Here is a 21,341-nt window from a genome sequence, read left to right as displayed (position 1 = left end):
TCAGGACTCCCGTGGTGCAGGGGTGAGCAGATCGGTCAGCTGGGCAATCAGGGGGGCCATGTCCTCGTCGAGCAGGGTGGCCATATTGAGCAGCACCTTCTGCTGGCGCACGGTGGCAATCACCGGCACCGGCAGTTCCCGCAGGGCATCGAGCAGCTGCTGGGCCGGACGCGGATCCCGGCAGGCCAGCGCAGGGGCAGGGTAGAACTCGTCCGGCAGGGTGCCGCCCCCCACCACCAGCTGGGCGGGCAGGGCGTCAAAACAATCGGGCAGGGCGGCCATCAGCCGGTCGGATCGAACCTGCATGGCAGCAGGATCGGCAAGGGTGCGCTGGGCTATCCCTTCACCAAGGGGAGACTTGTTGAGCTTGTGGATGAGCAGGCGTTCCAGCAGGGAGTGGATGATGCGACTTGGGCGGAAGGTGCGCATCATGGGGTGTTTTTCCAGCCGCTTGATTAGGTCTGCACGGCCGCTGATGATGCCGCACTGGGGCCCGCCCATCAGCTTGTCGCCGGAGTAGCAGACCAGATCCGCCCCCGCCTTGAGGTATTGACGCACCGGGGTTTCATCCGGCGCAAACTCCTCGCAGGTCAAGCCCGAGCCCTGATCCACCGCCAGCACCACATGATCCGGCAGGGCGCGGGCCAGCTCGCCGATATCGGGGGATTCGGTAAAGCCGCGAATGGCGAAATTGGATCTGTGCACCATCAGCACCAGCGCGGTCTGATCCGTGATGGCATCGAGGTAATCCCGGGCTGTGGTGATATTGGTGGTGCCCACTTCCACCAGCTTGGCGCCGGAGAGCGCCAGAATGTCGGGGATGCGAAAGCCTCCGCCAATCTGGATCTGCTCGCCGCGGGAGACAATAACCTCGCGCCCCTTGGCCACTTCTTGCAACAGCAAGAAGAGGGAGGCGGCGTTGTTGTTGACCACCAGCGAATCCTCGGCCTGGGTGAGGCAGGTGAGCAAAGTGGCGATCAGCCCCTTGCGCCCGCCGCGCTTGCCGGTAGCGAGCTCCAGTTCCAGATTGTTGTAACCGGTGTTGAGATCGCGCACCTCGTCCCACAGTTCGCTACTTAGCGGCGAGCGCCCCAGATTGGTGTGTATCAGGGTGCCGGTGGCGTTGATCACCCGGGTCTGGCGCCGGCGCACTTGCTGCTGGCAGCGTTTGGCAATGAGTGTCTCAAGGTGGGCGGGGGTCACCCCGTGCTGGCGAAATGCCTCGCTCTGGCGCACTTCGTTTAAGGTTTCGCGCACCACCCAGGTCACCAGCGGCCGGCTCAAGCAGGCGATATGGGGGACGAGAAAGGCTTGCTGCAGCAGTTGCTCCACCTGGGGCAGGCGATGGGTCGGCTGCTGATGGCGTGGTAACGGATCGTCGAAGGCGGCATGAGTCAAAGCATGGTCTAGCATGGGAGTCCCCCGAAGAGTGCGTGGCTGGGATACACACGCTTCACCGATAGGGGAACCAGGCAAGATGGATATATTGACGCAGCCAAATGATTCAGAATATTAATGATGCGACATATTCTGACAAATTAATGGGTGGTCAAATTGAAGCTGCCCGGAATGATATTGGCAAGCGGTGTTGATTCGATTTACCTAATATATGATTTTAATATATGAAAGTGGCGGAAGAGGCAGGAATCGAACCTGCCAGAGCCTTCTCGGCTCACATCGGTTTTGAAGACCGAGGGGGCCACCAGACCCCATCAACTTCCGCGTTGGCCGCCATTCTGGGCCAATCTGTACGTGCTGGCAATGCTTTTCTGGTCGTATTGAGACAATATTTTGCAAATTTCAGATTGAATTGTTTTATATCAAAAACAGGACAATTAGCTCGATGTCATTCATTTAACATCGAGCATTGATTAAATATTGTGACAGGTGTCTTTTAACACTCCATTAAATATTCAAGCGGTATCCTGTGTCATATTCCACTGGGCCAGTTTATTTATTAACAAACCGCTATCCCGGGCGCAATCAAGATGCTGATGCAAATAATCCATGGCGCCGCTCACCATCCCGGTCATCGGGAAGGAGAATGCGACGATGGCCGGTTGTACCCCGACAAAGATCACCTCTGGGACAAAGGTCTTGAGCTCGTCGATCAGGAAATTGAGCGGCATATTGTGGGTCGAGAAGATAAACATTTCGGCGATGGTCTCGGGGGGGATCACCTTGAGGGTACCCGCCTTCTCGCCGATCTCGGCGGCATCCACCAGCACCACTCGCTCCGGTTGCAGCTCCCGCACCTTGTAGACCACATTTTCCGGCGCGATGCCGCCGTCGATATGGATCCAGCCGGGCAGGGGGGCGGCTTGCAGCTTGTCGGCGAGATAGGGGCCGGCACCGTCGTCCCCCATCATGGCATTGCCCACGGTCAACACGAGATTGCAGCCCATCAGCGGCTCCTTACCATCAGGTACATATGGGGGTCTTTAAAGAGGGCGGTGAGCTGATCCATAAAGGTGTTGGTCCAGCCCAGCTCCTGCTCATCAAGTAGATTGTCGGCTTTGCGCAGTCGGTCGAAGGCGCAGGCCAGCATATGACAGTGCTCGCGATAGATGGTGATCTCGCCAAAGGTGAGAAACCCCTCCATCTTGCGGCGCGCCTCGCTCCCTGCGGGCAGCTTGGCTACCCAGTCGCGATAACCGGTCAGCGAGCAGACCAGGTCTGCTCGCAGGCAATCGACGATGCCGAGGTGATGGCCGATGGCGAGGCTGTAGTAGATCACCTCCTTGGCTTGCCCCATCTCCTTCGCTGAGGCGGGGGGCACGTCGAACTGCTCATCCACGAACTTGCGCGAGAGGCGATAGAAGAAAACCTGGTCAGCCATGCAGCGCCTCTCCCTTGCCGGCCGCCCGGTTGAGGCAGGCGTTTGCGAGGTTGTTGACGATCTCCGCCAGGCGCGGATCCTCGTGCTGATCGAGGTAGCTCTGGATACGCAGATCCACATCCTGCTGGGTCGCCCCTTCGAGCAGGGCCATAAACTCGTCGGCGATGATCCGTCCCTGCCGGTAACCGGCCATGCGGCGTGCTTCGCGCTCGATCATCACCCGGATTTCGTTGGGGATACCGGTGTGGCGCAGTTCGACCCGCTCACACGGTTGCACCTGGTGGCTGGTGGCTTTGAGTTTCTGCTCAAGCAGACCGAGCGCCACGGCAAAGCCGTAGATGGTGGCTGCCGGCGTGGGGGGGCAGCCCGGAATATAGACATCCACCGGTACTATTTTGTCGGTGCCGCCCCAGACGCAGTAGAGGTCGTGGAAGATGCCGCCGTCACAGCCGCAGGCGCCGTAGGCGATGCAGATCTTGGGATCGGGCGCCGCCTCGTAGGCGCGCAGGGCTGGTACCCGCATCGCCCGGGTTACCGCGCCGGTAAAGAGCAGGATGTCGGCGTGGCGGGGAGAGGCGACCACCTTGATGCCGAAACGCTCGGCATCAAACAGCGGAGTGATGGTGGCGAAGATCTCGATCTCGCAGGCGTTGCAGCCGCCGCAATCGACCCGGTAGACATAGGCCGAGCGGCGAATGTCTTTGAGCAGGCTCTTCTTGAGTTTGGTGATCTCGGGATCCTGTGCCAGCGGCACGGCGCGGGTATGGGCATGGCCGACAACCGGTTCTATGCCTTTGATCTTGCTCATCACATCCACTCCTGTTGTGTGGCTATCGGTGTGATCAGGGCCGAGTCAGGCTGGCTCAGCATGCTCTGTTTTCGTTTGCAGTCGGGGCAGTGGTGCAGCCGCTCCGGGTTGGTCAACGGTGTGCCCGCCTGCTTGAGGGTATCCTCCACCAGTGCCACCAGTTTGCTCGGGGCAAAGTAGGTGCCGCACAGGGTGCAGGGGGCCAGCGCAAAGCGGGCCTCCTCATAGAGATCCGCCTTGTTGGTCACTGCCAGCTCGAACTCGGGGGAGAGGGCGATGGCGCGGGTCGGGCAGACCTCCTCGCAGCGACCGCAGAAGATGCAGCGCGCCATGGAGATCTCCCAGCGCCGTTCGCCGGTCTCCATGTCCACTTCCATCACCAGCGCGTTGGCCGGGCAGGCCTTGGTGCAGGCGGCGCAGGCGATGCACTGATCCGCCTGATATTTGGGTTTGCCTCGAAAATCCCGGTTCACATCAATAGGGGCGAAGGGGTACTTGGCGGTTGGGGTGCCAGCCTTGAGGATGGTCTTGAACAGCTTGATCATGATGACCCCTTATTTCAGCGGAGAGTTTTTGCGATCGATGCCGTAGCGCTCGATCTCCTTGTAGGAGACCACGGTGGATTTGCCCTTCTTGGGGTCGACTAGGGTGACCCGGTCGGTACAGGAGTAGCAGGGATCCAGACTGCCGATGATGAGCGGTGCATCCGCCACGGTATTGCCGCGCAGCATGTAGCGCAGAGCGGGCCAGTTGGCGTAGGTGGCGGCGCGGCAGCGCCAGCGGAACAGCTTCTGGTTGTCCCCGGTCATGCTCCAGTGGACGTTCTCGCCGCGGGGCGCCTCGGTAAAGCCCAGCGCAAACTTGCCCGGCTGGTAGGTGAAGCCTTCGGTCAAAAGCGGCCCCTCCGGCAGGTGCTCCAGGCCGAACTCAATCATGTCGAGGGAGTCGTAGAGCTCGTGGATGCGCACCAGCACCCGGGATTGCACGTCGCAACCCGCCTTGGTCTGGATCTCCATCGGCAGCTCGCGGTAGCCGGCAAAGTCGTGAACCCGACGCACGTCGCGCTTGAAGCCGCTCGCCCGCACCATGGGGCCGACGCAGCTGAAATCGCGGGCAATCTGCGGGTCGAGCTTGCCGATACCGATGAGGCGGGAGGAGATGTTGGCGGTATCCAGCAGCATGGCCACCAGGGGTTTGAGCTCATCACGGAGCTCGCGCACCAGCTGGGCACCCTTGATGCGATCTTCCTTGAAGATGTCGCGGCGCACCCCGCCAATCAGGTTGAGGCCATAGGTCTTGCGCGCGCCGGTGAGCAGCTCGGCCAGGGTCATGGACTTCTCCCGCACCCGGAAGAACTGCATGAAGCCGGTGTCAAAACCGGTGAAGTGGCTCGACAGGCCGATGTTGAGGATATGGCTGTGCAGGCGCTCCACCTCCAGCAGCACGGCGCGGATCATCTTGGCCCGCTCCGGCACCGGAATACCCATGGCGTTCTCCACCGAGGTGGTGTAGGCGACGCTGTGGGTAAAACCGCAGATGCCGCAGACCCGGTCGGTCAGAAACGCCACTTCGTTATAGCCCATCCGGGTTTCCGCCAGCTTCTCCATGCCGCGATGGACATAGAAGAGGCGGTAGTCGGCATCGATGATGTCTTCCCCATCGACGAACAGACGAAAATGACCCGGCTCGTCCGAAGTGATGTGCAGCGGCCCGACCGGCACGATGCGGTTGGCATCACTGCCGAGCTCGTTGACGAAGGGGTAGGTCTCGGTGTCGGTGGTGGGCATCGGGCGCTGGCGATAATCCATGGCGTCCTTGCGCAGGGGATGGATATCCTCCGGCCAGTCGTCCGGCAGTACCAGCCGACGTTCGTCCGGCAGGCCGATGGCGCGCAGGCCGTACATGTCGCGGATCTCCCGCTCACCCCACACCGCCGCCGGAATGGTCGGGGTGATGGAGGGGTACTCCTGGGTATCGGCATCTACCAGCACCTTGACGGTGATCCAGCACTTGGTGTCGCCCTCCATGGAGAAGACGTGGTAGACGGCGAAGTGGCCGTTGAGGCTGCGCTCGTCATTGGCAAAGGAGAGCGGAAGCCAGCCCCCCAGCTGGTGGAAGATCAGGCTGGCCGTCTCGACCAGACTGGTGGGTTTGACGGTGATGGTGGCCTGATCGGCGGTTTGCCACTCCTCGTCGACGATGGCGTGGGGCAGTTGTGCTCGCACCTGCTGGATATAGTCGCAGCCGATGCGATCCGAAATGGCGATGGTCATGCAGTTCTCACTTTAATGTTCGGGAATGAGCATTCACAAATGATGAAATCGGAAAAAGTTGCTGTGCTGGCGGGCATGATTCAGATCCCGACCAGATAGGCGAGCAGCGCCAGCAGGGCCAGTCCCAAGGCGTAGCGGGTGAGTTTGTGGGTGCGCACGAACTGGGTACGGGCCATGGCGTTTTCGATGATGCCTGCCAGCAAAAAGGCCACCAGCAGCTTGCAGGCGAGGATCAGCGCTGCGCCGATGAGCGCAGGCAGACTCCAGTTGGCCGCTTTGCCGAAGGGCAGGAAAATCACCAGAAAGAGCTGCACCACCACCAGTTGCTTGAGGCCAATGGAGAGCTTGAGCAGGGCCAGCCTCGCCCCGGAGTACTCGGTGAGCGGCCCCTCCTGCAACTCCTGCTCGGCTTCGGCGCAGTCAAAGGGCAGCTTGCCCATCTCCACAAAGACCGCGAAGGCGCAGGCGGCGCCGGCCAGCAGGGTGGCGATGGGCGCGGCCAGTGGCTGAGTCGCCACATAGCTGCTGATATTGCCCAGATCCGAGCTGCCCACCATCATCGCCATGATGAAGCAGGCGAGCACCAGAATGGGCTCCACCAGAATGCCGAGAGTCAGCTCGCGGCGGGCACCAATACCTGCAAACATGCTGCCGCTGTCGAGTCCCGAGAGGGAGAAGAAGAAGCGGAAGATGGCGAACAGATAGATGTCGGTGATGAGATCCCCGGCGATGGGGAAGGGGGATTCCCGAGTCAGGGTCGGCAGCGCCATCCCTACCAGCAAGAGGGCGGCGATTAGCAGTGCAGGCATCAGGTTGAAGAGGATACCGGCAGGCTCGGGGGTCACCTCCTGGCGGCGCAGGAGCTTGGCGATATCACGGTAATCCTGCAGCAGACCCGGCCCCTGACGGGAGTGCATCCTGGCCCGCAGTACCCGGTTGAAGCCGGTGGCGAGCGGCGCCAGCGCCAGCATGGCGATGGCCTGGGTCAGGGCGAGGGCAACCATGCCCCAGCTCGGCATTTCAAGAACAGGCATATCAGACTCCTACAGCCATCAGGATAAAGAGCGCCAGTACAAGGCCGTGCAGCAGCCAGCCGGTGTTGCCGCTGGCATCGCTCACCCCGTGCAGGGCGCTGGCCAGATCGAGCTGCGGCTGCTTGCGATAGAGCGGGGCGCAGAGTTGGCGCAAGGTGTGGGTGACACCACCAGAGGTGAGGCTCATGCGCTCCTCATAGGCGTAACCACAGGCCCACGGCGTGCCGGCGTGACGACGACCCAGCTTGGGCCCCTTGAAGATGGCCAGTACCAGCAGCGGAATGAGGAACAGCCCCAGCAAGGTGATGGCGATAACGGGCGGGGAGAGGATCGCCTGGCTGCTATCCAGCGGCAGCAGGGTGGCGCCGGTGGCCACGCTTATCTGGCTCGTGACTTGAGTGGAGACCAGCGCCTGACCGTAGCTGGCGATATGGGGGGCAATCCAGGGGGCGCCCAGACCCAGCACCAGACAGACGGCGGCCAGCAGCAGGGTGCCTGCCACCATGGCCCCCGGTACTTCGCGGGTGTGACTCGCCTTCTCGCTGCGCGGGGCGCCGCAGAAGCAGATGCCGTACACCTTGACGAAACACATCACCGCCATGGCGCCGGTCACCGCCAGCATCACTACCGCGAGCGGCGCAACGACAGAGGTGCCGAGTTTGGTCATGGAGAGCAGCGACTGGTAGATAAACCACTCGCTGACAAAGCCGTTGAGCGGCGGCAGCGCCGAGATGGCCATGGCACCGATGAGGAACGCCAGCGCAGTCCAGGGCATCAGCTTGGCAAGACCACCCATCTTGTCCATGTCACGGGTGTGGAGGCGGAACATCACGGAGCCGGTGCCCATAAAGAGCAGGCTCTTGAAGATGGCGTGGTTGAGCAGGTGATAAAGCGCACCGAGCAGCCCCAGCACCACCAGCGCCGGTTGCTGGTTGGCGATGCCGATCATGCCGATGCCCATCCCCATCAATATGATGCCGATGTTCTCCACCGTGTGGTAGGCGAGCAGCCGCTTGAGGTCATGCTCGGCCAGCGCAAACAGCACCCCGAGCACTGCCGAGCAGGCACCGAAGATCAGCACCATATAGCCCCACCAGAGCTGGCTGGCGCCGAGAAAATCGATGCTGACCCGCAAGATGCCAAAGAGACCCAGCTTCACCATGACGCCGGACATCAGCGCCGAGATATGGGAGGGCGCAACGGGCTCGGCCACCGGCAGCCAGCCGTGCAGCGGCACGAAACCGGCGCGCAGGCCAAAGCCGCAGAAGCTGAGCAGAAACACCAGCGAGGCCAAACCGCCCGCCAGATGGTGCTCGCGCAGCGCGGCGAACTCCAGCGAGCCGCTTTCACGGCAGAGCAGCCAGAAGGCGATCAGCACCAGCGCCATGCCGATATGGTTCATCACCAAGTAAAGCCGGCTCTGTTTGGCGGCATCCGGGTTGGTCTTGACCAGCCAGTAGGTGGTGAGGGTCACCAGCTCGTAGCAGAGCAAGAAACCGAGCGCATTGTCGGCCAGTACCATACCTACCATGGCAAAGAGGAAGAGGTTCATCAGCGCGCCGATGGCCATATCCCCCTTGCCCTGATATTCGCGGATATAGGCAAAGGAGTAGAGGGCGACGGCGACGCCGACGGTGCTGATCACCAGCAGCATCAGCGCGGCCAGCATGTCGAGATGGACCGAGCCCAGCAGCCAGAGTTGGCCGTCGACGGGGGCACCTTGGGCAAAGATCTGGATGGCGGCGACCAGGCCCGCGAGCGAGCCCAGCAGGGCAAAGCCACTGTTGAGGCGGTTGGCCAGTGCGGGCAGCTTTTGCAGCAGCAAACCGGCGGCAGCGCCCAGCAAAAAGAGCAGGAGCGTGGCCATAACAAGGGGGGACAACATCAGCACGCTCCCTCTGTGGTGGATAGATCGGATGCAGGGAGCGCCGTGGCGGGCGCCGAGAAGGCAGAGGCCCCCTGCGGGTTGGTGTCGGCCGCTTGCTGGCGACGGATACGGGTAGCGCGTTCGGTGTCGCCGTCATTGACCAGCTTCAGTGCCTGGGAGGGACAGGCATCGACACAGGCTGGCCCTTCGGCGCGAAACTCGCACAGGTCGCATTTGACCGCGATGCTGCGCACGCCCGGCTCCCAGCTCAGCAGATCCTCGCCAAAGCAGCCGAGGCCGGCGGAGGTGGAGGGGTTGCTGGAGCGGATGGAGCAGGGAATATAGGTGTCGTAACTGGTGGCCACGGCCACCGGACGGCTGCCGCCGCTCTGGATGGCGCCAAAGGGGCAGGCCACGGCGCAGAGGTTGCAGCCGATGCAGAGCGACTCATTGAGTTGCACGCAATCGCCGGTCTGGCGAATTGCCTCGACTGGGCACACCTTGCTGCAGGGGGCATCGTCACAGTGACGGCACTGAACCGGCATGGTCGCCTGCTCGTGTCGCATAACGGTTAAACGGGGGGCTTGTTGCAAACCTTGCGCCTTGTGTACCTCGCTGCAGGCCGCCATACAGGTGCCACAGCCGATACAAAGCTTAGGGTCAGCGATAACGAAGCGGTTCATAACCTACCTTGTCGTGTCGCGAAGGAATGGAGTAGGTGCTGGATGGCAAAATGCGGGCCAATATGGATTTGGCGTGAATTATCACTATAAGTTTATGTTTTTAAATGAATTTATTTTTTAGGTGAGAGCGCAGCAAGAAGGCTGGTAGATGTCGAACTGTGACGTTCGTCACTTGTGACGAGGGGAAAGAACCGTGATCGACACAGAGAGTCTCAATAGGAAGGGGTCTGCGCGTGGGACTGATAGCGAAACGGGAGATAAGGGTAGGGTGCAATGAACGAAGTTCATTGCACTATTTATATTAATAGCTAGGTTATGGAATAACGGCAGAATGCTTTGTTAGGAAGGATTTCCGGTGCGAACAATACTTTTCAATTGAGAGAGTGTTTTCATTGGACTATCTCGATGAAGCATTCGATGACAGTTTGAGCAAACTACAGCTAAATCAGACAATGTGGTCTCTACTTGCTTTTCTGCATCCGCCAATTTTATAAGGTGGTGAATTTCACAAAAATCCTCACCTAGAGCACCATAGATTTTTTTAAAATCGAAAGAGCATACTTCACATACAAGTTTGCCTGTGTGTTCTAAAGTTTTTTTCTTCTTAAGCTTAACGAGCCTCTGGTTTCTTTCTCTTTTGATATGAGCTAACAACCGAGGGTTGCCTTCCAGAGCAGAGAAATCGATATCTGGGATGATATCACTTGAACCATAACCATCAATAAACTCTAGAATTGGTTTAGTATATTGGTCGCTGTCTTCAGTGTTGCCAAACCAAACGTTACTTTGTCCTATTCCTCCTTTTACTGCCCTGGGGATCATTAAATGACGTTGTTCCATAGGCAATAAGGTTACATTGTCTTTATGTGCCTTAATTCGAAATATATTTATCCCACTCTCTTTATGTTTTATGCTTTCCGAGTTTAAAAATTGCTCATATCTAAATACAGTCGCATGTTTATACCAACCCACAACCACTGTACCACCAGAATCTGGGCCAGCAGTCCAAATTACTAACACATCATCTATGGATTCATCTGATTTAGATGCACCTAACTTCTCTAGTTTTATTTGTCCCGTAGGTCTTACATAACCAAATACATGATCATCTACTACTGTAAAATTACAAGCCTCATGTCCAATTTCGTCTTTGTTATAGGCGCCACCTCGCTCAGGTTTATCATTATAAATGCCATCATATCGCTTCATCCAACCTACATTGCAAAATAAATACTTCATATCCCCCCCTAATATATAATGCATGATTACGATGTAGCCATCTACTTTAGATTGCGCGTAACCTTGTTTTATTAAAGTTTGTGTGTTTTTTCAGCACCAGTAACGCTAACGTTAAAACCTTTTTGTGACAGATTTTCATATACACGTGCCAAATTAACTTTGCTGAAGAATGGTAAATTATCTTTAACATTATCACTGGTGTCGCCTAATATTAAAAATATAATCTCATAGTCAGAACTTTGTAACCCATCTATAGGGATAAGTTCTTGTGCTCGTACAGATACCCTGCGTAATACTTTTCGTGATTCCTTTCTAAACTGTCTATCTCCAAGAATTATCTCTGCAGAAACAGAACCTTGAGCGAATAGATGGCTCAAACCTGCAGAGCCACCTTTTCGGTGTTTTACATGTATAAGTTTTTTGGAGTCTGTGAGTAAGTCACATAATTCTATTGGGGACGTCGTTTTTGTGCATTTCACTAACTTTTTATCGAGTAAGTAATAGCTCATATAATCCGCAATTCGTGCGTTGTAATCTCCTTCTGTCTCTATCATTTGTTTACCATCTTCTTCCCAGACTTGAACACCAGGAAAATGGATATTGCTAGTATTTATGAGAGAGAGAGTTGTATCAATACTTTGCATAAATGTTTTGTCGATCTCATACCAATTACCACCATAAATAACCTGTTTAGTATTGTCAGTCTCTAACTCGAGATATAAGCAAGAGTATATTGAGTATCCAAACTCATTCCCGTGAATATCTGTGACGTATAGTCGGTCTCTTCGTATAGAATCATTTGATAAAGAGTCTATATCTATGTTATCGAGATATGTAGACACATCAATTGTTGGTGATATAGTTCTTTTAGTCCTAGTAAAGCTGAAGCCAAGTACTGAATCCCATTCAATTATTTCTGGTAAGGTTATAGATAAGTTTTTGTTTTTAGTTCTAATAGCCTCTATTAACTGTTCTTCTAAAGTCGATGTTGTTGCGCTATCTTTAACTCGCCGTATATTATCGACCCAGCCAAATGAACTCTTATATAAATCCATCTTATAGTAGTTCATTAGTTCTTGTACTATCATGGGTATATCCTGTACTGACATTTCTAAACCAAATGAGAAAATTGCGTCACCACCAGATATATTTTTGTAGCTCACAGAGTCTCTAGGTGAACCCGTCACCGCTCTTAGTACATCTCTAAAGATATCAACACCAAATACACTAGCTTCAGAGCCACGAAGCGTTTGAGTTTTTCTTTGAATAGGCTGATCTTCTATTGTATGTAGATCTATACTTCTTAAACTTTTGTGATCAAGAGTATTGAGAGCGGTTTTCAGCCCAAAGTCCTGCTCAAACATACTTAGATTTAATAAAAATCGACCATAACCAAATGTGAATACAACAATGTTTTCTCTAACACGTACTAGTAGCGCCGCAGAGCTAGACTTATTTGATAATTGCTCTATAGTTTGTCCTGCAACACTATCTAATAATTGCGCCCACTGTGGCCTTTTTTCATGGGATATTTTGACATATAGTGCACCTTCCAAATTATGCTGAGGCTCCACAGAGAATATATGATATCTAGATTCAGGATTCATAAAATCTGAAAATGTACTATCAGTAAATTCATTTTTAGCTAATAAGACGTTCAAGTATCTATATTGTCTTTGATTCGGCATGTGATCCCACTATTTATCAATAACCATGTCCACATGTATTTTTCTAATGAACATGGTGGAGTTAATCATGAGCTCAATATTGTCTGATTAGTCTTCAAGTGAGGCACATGATAACCGGACAGGTGAAAAACAGAAGAGGCGGGGGCGTAAAGTAGGCTCTAGCTCAACAAATTTGTTAATAGCGGGCCGTTTGTTGTGCGTTTCGGCTAGGTGTTACTTGGCAAACTCAATAGTAAAACCAAACAACCGTCCTTTGCGATAGACCGACCAGTGCTCTGTACAAATCATTTTGTACCCTTTCAGGGGGATTTCCCCGGGTTTCGTTGCTCCATTTGCTTGGAACATGGCGCCCGACCCTAGTTTCCAACCTATCTCGATTCTGTTTGTAAAGCGATTGGGGTTGGGGGGGCCACCAGTGTCGATCTCGTCACTTTTGTCGTGTCGATCACACTTCCCATCCCTTCATCACCCTCGTCAGCGGTGATCAACAGCACACAGCCATTTCTGATTAATCCTTTATTTTCAGTTGCTTGTAAATATATGTCGCTCTATTGGCCCGTTTTGGTCTGATAAATGCCTTGTGGGGGGCTGGCCGCCTCTTTGCCTGTCGGCGGGCGGCCCGGTGTAACGAACCATTTAGGATCCCTCTCTATGAACAGCTTCGTGATTGCCGATCCCGGTCTCTGTATTGGGTGTCGTACCTGTGAGGTGGCGTGCGCCGTTTCACACCAGTCAGGGTCTTGCAGCGGGACCCTTGCGCGGGAGGGCGGCCTGCATCTTGCCATCGAGGATGGACATCTGGTCTCCAAAGACAGCCATTTTCAGCCGCGCCTCAAAGTCATCGTGGGCAGCAAGGTGACCACGCCGGTGCTCTGCCGCCAGTGTGAAGACAAGCCGTGCGCCATGGCCTGCCCGAACAACGCCATCGTCAGCGAGGATGGTTGCGTCAAGGTGCTGCAGGCGCGCTGCATCGGCTGCAAGTCCTGCGTGGTGGCCTGTCCTTACGGCGCCATGGCGGTGGTGGTGAAAGAAGTGGCCCCCGCGGCCGATGCGCTTTTCAAACGTGTGCAGAGCAAGGCGCAGGCGCTCAAGTGCGATCTCTGCCAGCACCGCGAGGCGGGCCCGGCCTGTGTCGAGGTGTGCCCGACCCAGGCACTGCGACTGGTTACCCCGGAGAGCCTTGAGACCCTGAACCGGCAAAAGCAGCTGGCCAGTGCTGAGGCGCTGCTGGCAGGCCATGTCCCGGCGCAGGTCTGAGCGGGTTTTACCGAACATTTTTCGTTAATAAAAGAGTGTGAGTCATGAAAAAAGTCATTACCGTGTGCCCCTATTGCGGCACCGGTTGCAAGATCAACCTGCTGGTTGAAAACGACAAGGTGGTGGGGGCCGAAGGCGCCAACGGCCGGACCAACGAGGGGCAGCTCTGCCTCAAGGGCTATTACGGTTGGGATTTCTTGAATGACACCAACCTGCTGACCCCCCGTCTCAAGAGCCCGATGATCCGCCGCGAGCGCGGTGGCAAGCTCGAAGCCGTCTCCTGGGACGAAGCCATCGAGTTCGCCAGCAGCCGCCTCTCTGCCATCAAGGCGAAATATGGCCCGGACGCCATCATGACCACCGGCTCTGCCCGTGGCCCCGGCAATGAAGCCAACTATGTGATGCAGAAATTTGCCCGCGCCGTGCTTGGAACGAACAACGTCGATCACTGCGCGAGGGTGTGACACGCACCCTCAGTCTCCGGTCTGGAGACAACTGTAGGCAACGGCGCCATGAGCAACGCCATTCCCGAAATTCAAGAGACCCAATGCCTGCTGGTGTTTGGGTACAACGCTGCTGACTCTCACCCCATCGTTGCCCGCCATATCCTCAAGGCGAAGGCCAACGGGGCCAAGGTGATTGTGTGTGATCCGCGCATGGTGGAGACCGCCCGCATCGCCGATCAGTGGCTGCCGCTCAAAAACGGTTCCAATATGGCGCTGGTCAACGCCTTCGCCAACGTGTTGATCAATGAAGGGCTCTACAACAAAGAGTTCGTCGTCAACTACACCGAAGGGTTCGACACTTTCAAGGCCACAGTGGCCAAGTACACCCCGGAATATGTCGAGGGGATCACTGGCCTGAAAGCCGCGGATATCCGCGCCGCCATTCGCACCTATGCCGCATCGCCTGCTTCCATGATCCTGTGGGGCATGGGGGTGACCCAGTACGGTCAGGCGGTGGACGTGGTCAAGGGGCTGGCGGGTATTGCGCTGCTGACCGGCAACTTCGGTCGGCGTGGTACCGGCTGCGGGCCGGTACGCGGCCAGAACAACGTGCAGGGCACCTGCGACATGGGGATGCTGCCGCACCAGTTCCCGGGTTATCAGTCGGTGAGCGACCCCGAGATCAGCGCCAAGTTTGCCAGGGCGTGGGGCGTGGAGTCGCTCTCCCAGAAACCCGGTTACCGGCTTACCGAGCTTGGTCACAAGGTGGAGGAGGGCAAGTGCAAGGCCTTCTACATCTTCGGTGAAGATCCGGCCCAGACCGAGGCAGACCTCGGTCAGTTCCGCCGTACCCTGGCGGGGATGGATCTGGTGATCGTACAGGATATCTTCATGACCCAGACTGCCGAGATGGCCGACGTCATTCTGCCCGCCACCAGCTGGGGCGAGCACGAGGGGGTCTACAGCTCGGCGGATCGCGGCTTCCAGCGTTTCTACAAGGCGGTGACGCCCCCTGAAAACGTCAAACCCGACTGGGCCATCTTCTCGCTGATGGCCACCGCCATGGGTTATCCCATGGAGTACCACAACACCGAAGAGATCTGGGACGAGATGCGTGCGCTCTGCCCGCTCTACGCCGGGGTCAGCTATGACAAGATGGCGGATCTTAAGTGTGTGCAGTGGCCCTGCCCAACCGAGGATCATCCGGGCACCAGCACCCTGTTCGAGGGCAATGTGTTCAGCACCCCGAGCGGCAAGGGTCAGCTGATTGCCGCCGAGTGGCGCGCGCCGCTGGAGCAGCCCTGCGCCGAGTACCCGCTGGTGCTCTCCACCGTGCGCGAAGTCGGCCACTACTCCTGTCGCTCCATGACCGGCAACTGTTCGGCGCTGCAGACCCTGGCCGATGAGCCGGGCTATGTGCAGATCCACCCGACTGATGCCCAAAAACTCGGGGTGAAGGATCAGGCGCTGGTCTGGATCTCGTCGCGGCGGGGCAAAGTCATTACCCGGGCCAACTACAACGAGCGAGTAAATGCCGGGGTGGTCTATATGACCTACCAGTGGTGGATCGGGGCCTGCAACGAGCTCACCATCGAGCACGTGGACCCCGTCTCCTACACCCCTGAGTACAAATACTGCGCGGTGAAAATTGAGCGCATCCCGGATCAGGCCGAGGCAGAAGTCTACGTCCAGACCGAGTACAGCGCGCTCAAGGCAAAATTGCGCAGCGCCGCCAAGGGGTAATTGGCAACCACTCTCTTTGGAGAGATAAAAATAAGGGACCGACTCATCTTGTGAGTCGGTTACCCTTGTCTTGGTTAAATTTCGATATGGGTGAGATCATGCAACATGATATCAACCGGTTATTCGGTATCTTTTATATTTGTGGCTATTTTGTCGCAATATTGCTGGGTATTGGCTGTTATATCTGGCAAGACGAGATGATATTTCTGTTGGGCTTTGGCTTTTTCGGTTGTTTCATGGCGGCGCGGCTGGCCATGCGCGGGGTATTTTCCGCGCTGAGTACCACCATCGCCTGGCTGATCGCCTTCGTCTCGACCACCTTGATCAACGCCCTGTTGTTGGGGCTGATCACTTTGCTGGTCTACCTTACGCACCGGACGGTGGCGCAGGAGCTGGCCGACAACGCCAGCTGGCTGCTGATGGCCTTTCAGGGCTGTTCGGCGCTCTTTATCCTGGGTGGGCTGAAAAGCGGACATCTGCAGTGGCAGCAGGGCCAGGGTGATCAGTGCCAGTGAGCCAGATTGCTCTGCGTCAAATAATTCGGGCGGCACTCTTGAATTAATTATCAGTTATTTAATCGCGGGCTTGATTAAATGTGGACAAATGCGCGAGAAAATATTCAGCCTGATTTGTAATGAACCCGCCGCTTCATTATGATGGCACGCCAGCTTTGAATATATCGACGCTGACGATGTTATCTTTTGTTATTGTTCGTTACGTGCCCGTTTTGAATTGCAACATTTGATAAAGCATCATGCCATTCAATATTTGTCAGCAGCATGAGGGCGACCCCTTGTTGTTATATCCGGTTGCCATGGCGAATCAGTATGCCACGGCATGGCAGGCCGGCTCTGTGACTGACACTGATCCAATGTGAGGCCGTAATGCTGAATGTGAGTGCCATCCCGCTGGACGAGATCTCCCCCATCTGGGATGACGGTTTCCTCCTGCTCTCAAAAAGCCTGCTGTCGGCCGTGACGCTCGATGACTTCATCAAGAAACTCAACAAGATAGACGTCTGTTTCGACGACGTGATCCGGGTCAACCTGATCCTCAACCAGGGGACGGGGGAGGAGGCCATCTTCTGCTACATGGGGGAGAGGGGCCCAAGGCACCTCGTCTGCCGCAAGGCAGACCTTCACTTTTCCAAGGAGCAGGCGATCATTCTACCCGCTGCCCGCTTTGAAAACCGCTGCGCCCTGTTGGCGAGCACCCCCGTCTATGATGACCTGCAATCCTACTGCCAACTGCCCATCACCACCGCTCGCAGCCACCTGGGCGGGGTGGAGTTCATCAGCCGCGAGGCTCGCGCCTTTCCCATGGAGGTGCTGGCCAAACTGACCCAGCTGGCGGCCATCATCGCCATCGCGCTGGAGAACGTGCAGGACAAGGAGCGCACCCTGGAGCAGGCCCACTCCCTGCGCCTTGAGCGCGACAGCTGCAAAATTTTGGTGGACGTAACCAATGCGGTGATCAAACTGGTGCGCATCGCCGAGCTGCCAAGAAGCCTGTTTGCCATCCTGCAGCACCATTTTGCCATCAGCAGCCTCTGTCTTGCTGAATACAACGCCACCTCCGACAGCTTCAAGAGCTATCTGGTGAACGAAAGCCAGAGCGAGCAGCCCGGCATTATCGACCACTCCTGTTTCGAAAAGAACTGCCTGCAGGGGGCCCTGGGTCACAGCGAACCCTATTTCATCTATCGCGAGCATGGCCACGGCTGCAATGCCCACTGCCGCTTCGCCACCCAGATCCTGCCCCCCGAGGCCAACAGCTCCTGCATCTTGCCGCTGCGTTATCGGGGCAACCTGCTGGGGGTGCTGATCCTCTCTCACCCGGAGGTGGATTTCTTCGTCGATATCGACATTTCCCTGCTCGAACAGGTGGCGGCGCGCACGGCGATCGCCATGAACAACGTGCAGTCGCAGCAGGAGATCTCCAACACCAACGGCGCGAAAGAGAAGACCCTTCGTATTGGCGAACCCGCCGTGCGGGGAGAGTTCTCCCACATCATCTACCAGAGCCCCGTGATGGAGAGCGTAATGGAGAAGGTACGGTTGGTGGCCGAGAGCGACTGCACCGTGTTGATTTTGGGGGAGACGGGCACCGGCAAGGAGCTGATCGCCCAGGCTATTCATCAACTCAGTGCCCGCAGCAGCCGGGAGATGGTGAAGGTGAACTGCGCCGCCATTCCCACCGGCCTTATCGAGAGCGATCTGTTCGGCCACGAGAAGGGGGCCTTCACCGGCGCCCTGACCCAGCGCATCGGCCGCTTCGAGCGGGCCCACAAGGGCACCCTGTTCCTCGACGAGGTGGGGGACATGCCCATCGATCTGCAACCCAAGCTGTTGAGGGTATTGCAGGAGCACGAGCTGGAGCGGGTGGGCAACAGCAACCCCATCGCCGTGGACGTGCGACTGGTGGCGGCCACCAACTGCGATCTGCTCTCCATGGTCAAGAACAAGCGCTTTCGCAGCGACCTTTACTACCGGCTCAACGTCTTTCCCATCGAGCTGCCGCCCCTGCGCGAGCGGCGCGAAGACATCCCGCTGCTGGTCAACTTCTTTATCAAGAAGATCGCCAAGCGGATGCGCCGTACCATCACCGCCATTCCGGCCGATGCCATGAAGATGCTGGTGTCGCTCCCCTGGTACGGCAATATTCGCGAGCTGGAGAACATCATAGAGCGGGCCGTGGTGATGACCCGCGGTCAGGTGCTCAATCTCTCCCCCGACGAGCTGCTGCCCCTCAAGGGCTATCACAAGATTGAGACCCTGGTTTATGACGAGCCCGATGCCCCCCTGTTCCGGCAGGGGCCGGAGGATGAGCGCGAGGCGATCATCGCGGCGCTCAAGGAGAGCAACGGCATCGTCGCCGGTGCCCGGGGGGCGGCCCAGCGTCTTGGCATGAAACGCACCACCCTGCTCTCGAAAATGAAGCGGCTCGGTATTTCGGCAAAGGATCCCAGGATCATCGAATAAGGCGGCAACAAGATGTGGCAAGAGAGTGACGTGTTCCGGTGCGCCGCGCCGCGCGAGGTGGTGCACTATCAGGGGCGTGAGGTGACCACCGACAGCGCCATGCAGCTGCCTTGCGAAACCCCGGTGGCGCTGGTCTACAACGGCATCGCCCACAGCGTGATGATGTGCTCGGCCGCCGATCTGGAGGATTTTGCCATCGGCTTTTCTCTCAGTGAGGGGATCATCGACGGCCTGCACGACATTCACGACATCGAGCAGGTCAATGGCTGTCAGGGCATCGAGCTGCACATCACCCTGGCCAATCGCTGCATCTATCGCCTCAAGGAGAAGCGGCGCACCCTGGCGGGACGCACCGGTTGCGGCATCTGTGGCAGCGAGAGCCTGGAGCAGGTGGTGCGCACCTTGCCCCCCTTGCCGGACAGCCAGCGCTTTGCGGTGGGTCTTATTGACAAGGCGCTGGATGGGCTGCGCCCCCTGCAGTTGCTGGGGCAGTGCACCGGCGCCACCCACGCCGCCGTCCATGTGGACGGGGCGGGCAACATCCTCGCCATTCGCGAAGACGTGGGGCGCCATATTGCGCTCGACAAGCTGGTGGGCCACCTGTGTCGCACCGGCCGGCGCGATGGCGCCATCCTGGTGACCAGCCGCGCCAGTTTCGAGATGGTGCAAAAGGCTGCCAGCGCCGGGGTGGAGATCCTGCTCGCCATCTCGGCTGCCACCGAACTGGCGGTGGCGCGGGCCGAACAGACCGGTCTCACCCTGGTGGGGTTTTGCCGCCCGGGGCGCGCCGAGATCTACAGCGGCCGCCAGCGTATCGTGCTGGCATAAGTGCTGGATTGGTGCCGGACCACTTCGCCGGGATAGGCACTGGCATCAGTAGTGACATTCAGTGCTGACATTGGCGTTGAGTGGGTGTAACAGGGCAGGGATAAGCTCACAGGGATGGGGCAGAACAACGTTAAGGCGTGATGGGGGCGGCTTGCCCTGTGCCATCAGGTGCGAGTGACAGGCAAAGGTATCACCAGCAAGAGGCCGTAAAAAAGGGCGGGGAGTGTGACTCCCCGCCCTTTTGGTATTGGCGCGGCGAATTAGCGGGCCAGCAGGATGCGCAGCATGCGGCGCAGGGGCTCGGCGGCGCCCCACAGCAGCTGATCACCCACGGTGAAGGCGGCCAAATACTCGGGGCCCATGTTGAGTTTGCGCAGACGACCCACCGGGATGCTGAGGGTACCGGTGACGGCAGCCGGGGTCAGCTCGCGGGCGGTGATGTCGCGATCGTTGGGGATCACCTTGACCCAGTCGTTGTGGGCGGCCAGCAGGGATTCAATTTCTGCCAGCGGCACATCCTTCTTCAGCTTGATGGTGAACGCCTGGCTGTGGCAGCGCAGGGCGCCGATCCGCACGCACAGACCATCCACCGGGATGGCGGCATCCTGGATCCCCAGGATCTTGTTGGTCTCGGCCTGGCCTTTCCACTCTTCACGGCTCTGGCCGTTGTCGAGCTTGGTGTCGATCCAGGGGATGAGGCCACCGGCCAGCGGCACGCCGAAGTTGTCCACCGGCAGGGTGCCGGAGCGGGTCTTCTCGGTGATCTTGCGCTCGATATCGAGGATGGCGGAGGCGGGATCCGCCAGCTCTACCGCCACTTCGTCGCGCAGGATCCCCATCTGGGTCACCAGCTCGCGCATGTGGCGGGCACCGCCACCGGAGGCGGCCTGATAGGTGGCCACGCTCACCCACTCCACCAGATCGGCCTTGAACAGGCCGCCCAGGGCCAGCAGCATCAGGCTGACGGTGCAGTTACCGCCAACAAAGGTCTTGATGCCATCGTTCAAGGCCTGCTCGATGACGTCACCGTTGACCGGATCCAGGATGATGACGGCGTCCTGCTCCATGCGCAGGGAAGAGGCGGCGTCAATCCAGTAACCCTGCCAGCCGGCGGCCTTCAGGCGCGGATAGACATCCTTGGTGTAATCGCCGCCCTGAGCGGTGATGATGATCTCCTGCCTGGCCAGCGCCTCGATATCGAAGGCATCCTGCAGAGTGCCGGCATCGACGCCGAAGTTGGGGGCGGCCTCACCGGCCTGGGAAGTGGTGAAGAAGGTAGGTTGAATATGGGCGAAATCCTGCTCTTCCTGCATCCGGCTCATCAGAACCGATCCCACCATGCCACGCCAACCGACCAAACCTACTTTTTTCATAATGTCCTACCCTGGATAGCTGCTTAATAATGCGTTGTGGATCCCGTGACCCCTTGTATGGCGCCGGCCATTTACAAGCTGGTTACAAAATACGAGTTGCGAAAAATGTGTCTGTCCACATTACGGATTGTGGCGGCGGGCGCAAGTCGAATTGCGCAATATTCTGTGTCGTTCGCTGCAATATCCAGCGGTGTGAACACCGTAGGGAGGCGGAAAAAGCGCCGTAGAAAAGAGGTGGGGAGAGGCGGGGATGAAAAAACAGGCAGGCCACCTGCATAAGGT

Annotated in this window: 18 protein-coding genes and 1 tRNA gene; 5 read left to right on the top strand and 14 right to left on the bottom strand. The window is 57.5% G+C overall.

Annotated elements, in window-relative coordinates; genetic code table 11:
* From selA to BN1123_RS20860, 12 genes are all read right to left on the bottom strand, one after another.
* Complete coding sequence (gene selA / locus BN1123_RS08580) at positions 1-1,413, bottom strand: L-seryl-tRNA(Sec) selenium transferase (RefSeq protein ID WP_042026434.1); 1,413 nt, start codon at positions 1,411-1,413, stop codon at positions 1-3.
* A gap of 216 nt (positions 1,414-1,629) precedes the next feature.
* Positions 1,630-1,721, bottom strand: a tRNA-Sec gene (locus tag BN1123_RS21330).
* Between the two features lie 192 nt (positions 1,722-1,913).
* On the bottom strand, positions 1,914-2,405 hold the full coding sequence (hycI, locus tag BN1123_RS08575) for a hydrogenase maturation peptidase HycI (protein ID WP_042026431.1): 492 nt from the start codon (positions 2,403-2,405) through the stop codon (positions 1,914-1,916).
* Complete coding sequence (locus tag BN1123_RS08570; RefSeq protein WP_042026429.1) at positions 2,405-2,839, bottom strand: formate hydrogenlyase maturation HycH family protein; 435 nt, start codon at positions 2,837-2,839, stop codon at positions 2,405-2,407. The genes hycI and BN1123_RS08570 overlap by 1 nt, the downstream gene beginning before the upstream one ends.
* Entirely contained in the window at positions 2,832-3,647 is an 816-nt protein-coding gene (locus tag BN1123_RS08565; protein ID WP_042026428.1) for an NADH-quinone oxidoreductase subunit B family protein, read from the bottom strand. Before BN1123_RS08565 ends, BN1123_RS08570 begins: the two co-directional genes overlap by 8 nt.
* Positions 3,647-4,192: a formate hydrogenlyase complex iron-sulfur subunit gene (locus BN1123_RS08560; protein ID WP_042026425.1), complete on the bottom strand. Its 546-nt coding sequence runs from the start codon at positions 4,190-4,192 to the stop codon at positions 3,647-3,649. Before BN1123_RS08560 ends, BN1123_RS08565 begins: the two co-directional genes overlap by 1 nt.
* Positions 4,193-4,201: 9 nt before the next feature.
* Entirely contained in the window at positions 4,202-5,920 is a 1,719-nt protein-coding gene (locus BN1123_RS08555; protein ID WP_017784116.1) for a hydrogenase large subunit, read from the bottom strand.
* 80 nt (positions 5,921-6,000) lie between these two features.
* Entirely contained in the window at positions 6,001-6,954 is a 954-nt protein-coding gene (locus BN1123_RS08550) for a respiratory chain complex I subunit 1 family protein (RefSeq protein ID WP_042026422.1), read from the bottom strand.
* A 1-nt stretch (position 6,955) separates the two neighbouring features.
* The gene (hyfB, locus tag BN1123_RS08545; protein WP_042026421.1) at positions 6,956-8,839 is read right to left on the bottom strand and encodes a hydrogenase 4 subunit B; all 1,884 of its coding nucleotides are present in this window, start codon (positions 8,837-8,839) and stop codon (positions 6,956-6,958) included.
* The gene (locus tag BN1123_RS08540) at positions 8,839-9,504 is read right to left on the bottom strand and encodes a 4Fe-4S dicluster domain-containing protein (protein ID WP_042026420.1); all 666 of its coding nucleotides are present in this window, start codon (positions 9,502-9,504) and stop codon (positions 8,839-8,841) included. Before BN1123_RS08540 ends, hyfB begins: the two co-directional genes overlap by 1 nt.
* A gap of 339 nt (positions 9,505-9,843) precedes the next feature.
* Entirely contained in the window at positions 9,844-10,743 is a 900-nt protein-coding gene (locus BN1123_RS20865) for an HNH endonuclease (RefSeq protein WP_082037506.1), read from the bottom strand.
* A 71-nt stretch (positions 10,744-10,814) separates the two neighbouring features.
* Positions 10,815-12,431, bottom strand: coding sequence for a TIGR04141 family sporadically distributed protein (locus BN1123_RS20860; RefSeq protein ID WP_082037505.1), 1,617 nt, complete (start codon positions 12,429-12,431; stop codon positions 10,815-10,817).
* A 651-nt stretch (positions 12,432-13,082) separates the two neighbouring features.
* On the opposite strand from BN1123_RS20860, the gene BN1123_RS08535 reads away from it, so the two are divergent.
* The 5 genes from BN1123_RS08535 (at position 13,083) to fdhD (ending at position 19,686) form a co-directional block, all read left to right on the top strand.
* On the top strand, positions 13,083-13,688 hold the full coding sequence (locus BN1123_RS08535) for a 4Fe-4S binding protein (RefSeq protein ID WP_042026419.1): 606 nt from the start codon (positions 13,083-13,085) through the stop codon (positions 13,686-13,688).
* 44 nt (positions 13,689-13,732) lie between these two features.
* Positions 13,733-15,877, top strand: coding sequence for a formate dehydrogenase subunit alpha (gene fdhF, locus BN1123_RS08525; protein WP_082037504.1), 2,145 nt, complete (start codon positions 13,733-13,735; stop codon positions 15,875-15,877).
* 197 nt (positions 15,878-16,074) lie between these two features.
* Positions 16,075-16,392, top strand: a complete 318-nt coding sequence (locus tag BN1123_RS08520) for a hypothetical protein (protein WP_224209547.1) — start codon at positions 16,075-16,077, stop codon at positions 16,390-16,392.
* Between the two features lie 369 nt (positions 16,393-16,761).
* Positions 16,762-18,858, top strand: a complete 2,097-nt coding sequence (locus tag BN1123_RS08515; protein ID WP_042026416.1) for a sigma 54-interacting transcriptional regulator — start codon at positions 16,762-16,764, stop codon at positions 18,856-18,858.
* Between the two features lie 12 nt (positions 18,859-18,870).
* Positions 18,871-19,686 (top strand): formate dehydrogenase accessory sulfurtransferase FdhD, encoded by an 816-nt coding sequence (gene fdhD, locus BN1123_RS08510; protein ID WP_042026414.1) that lies wholly within the window; start codon positions 18,871-18,873, stop codon positions 19,684-19,686.
* Positions 19,687-19,946: 260 nt separating this feature from the next.
* Here the strand turns inward: fdhD and asd are convergent, their stop codons facing one another.
* Both asd and BN1123_RS21815 read right to left on the bottom strand, forming a co-directional pair.
* Positions 19,947-21,059: an aspartate-semialdehyde dehydrogenase gene (gene asd, locus BN1123_RS08505; protein WP_042026412.1), complete on the bottom strand. Its 1,113-nt coding sequence runs from the start codon at positions 21,057-21,059 to the stop codon at positions 19,947-19,949.
* A gap of 71 nt (positions 21,060-21,130) precedes the next feature.
* Positions 21,131-21,341: hypothetical protein (locus BN1123_RS21815; protein ID WP_231555603.1), on the bottom strand; the 211-nt coding region annotated here is incomplete at its 5' end.

This window comes from Aeromonas enteropelogenes (assembly GCF_000819845.1).
GTDB lineage: Bacteria > Pseudomonadota > Gammaproteobacteria > Enterobacterales > Aeromonadaceae > Aeromonas > Aeromonas enteropelogenes.
Note: the sequence above shows the minus strand (reverse complement) of the source record. Positions and strands in the feature narration are given on the sequence as shown.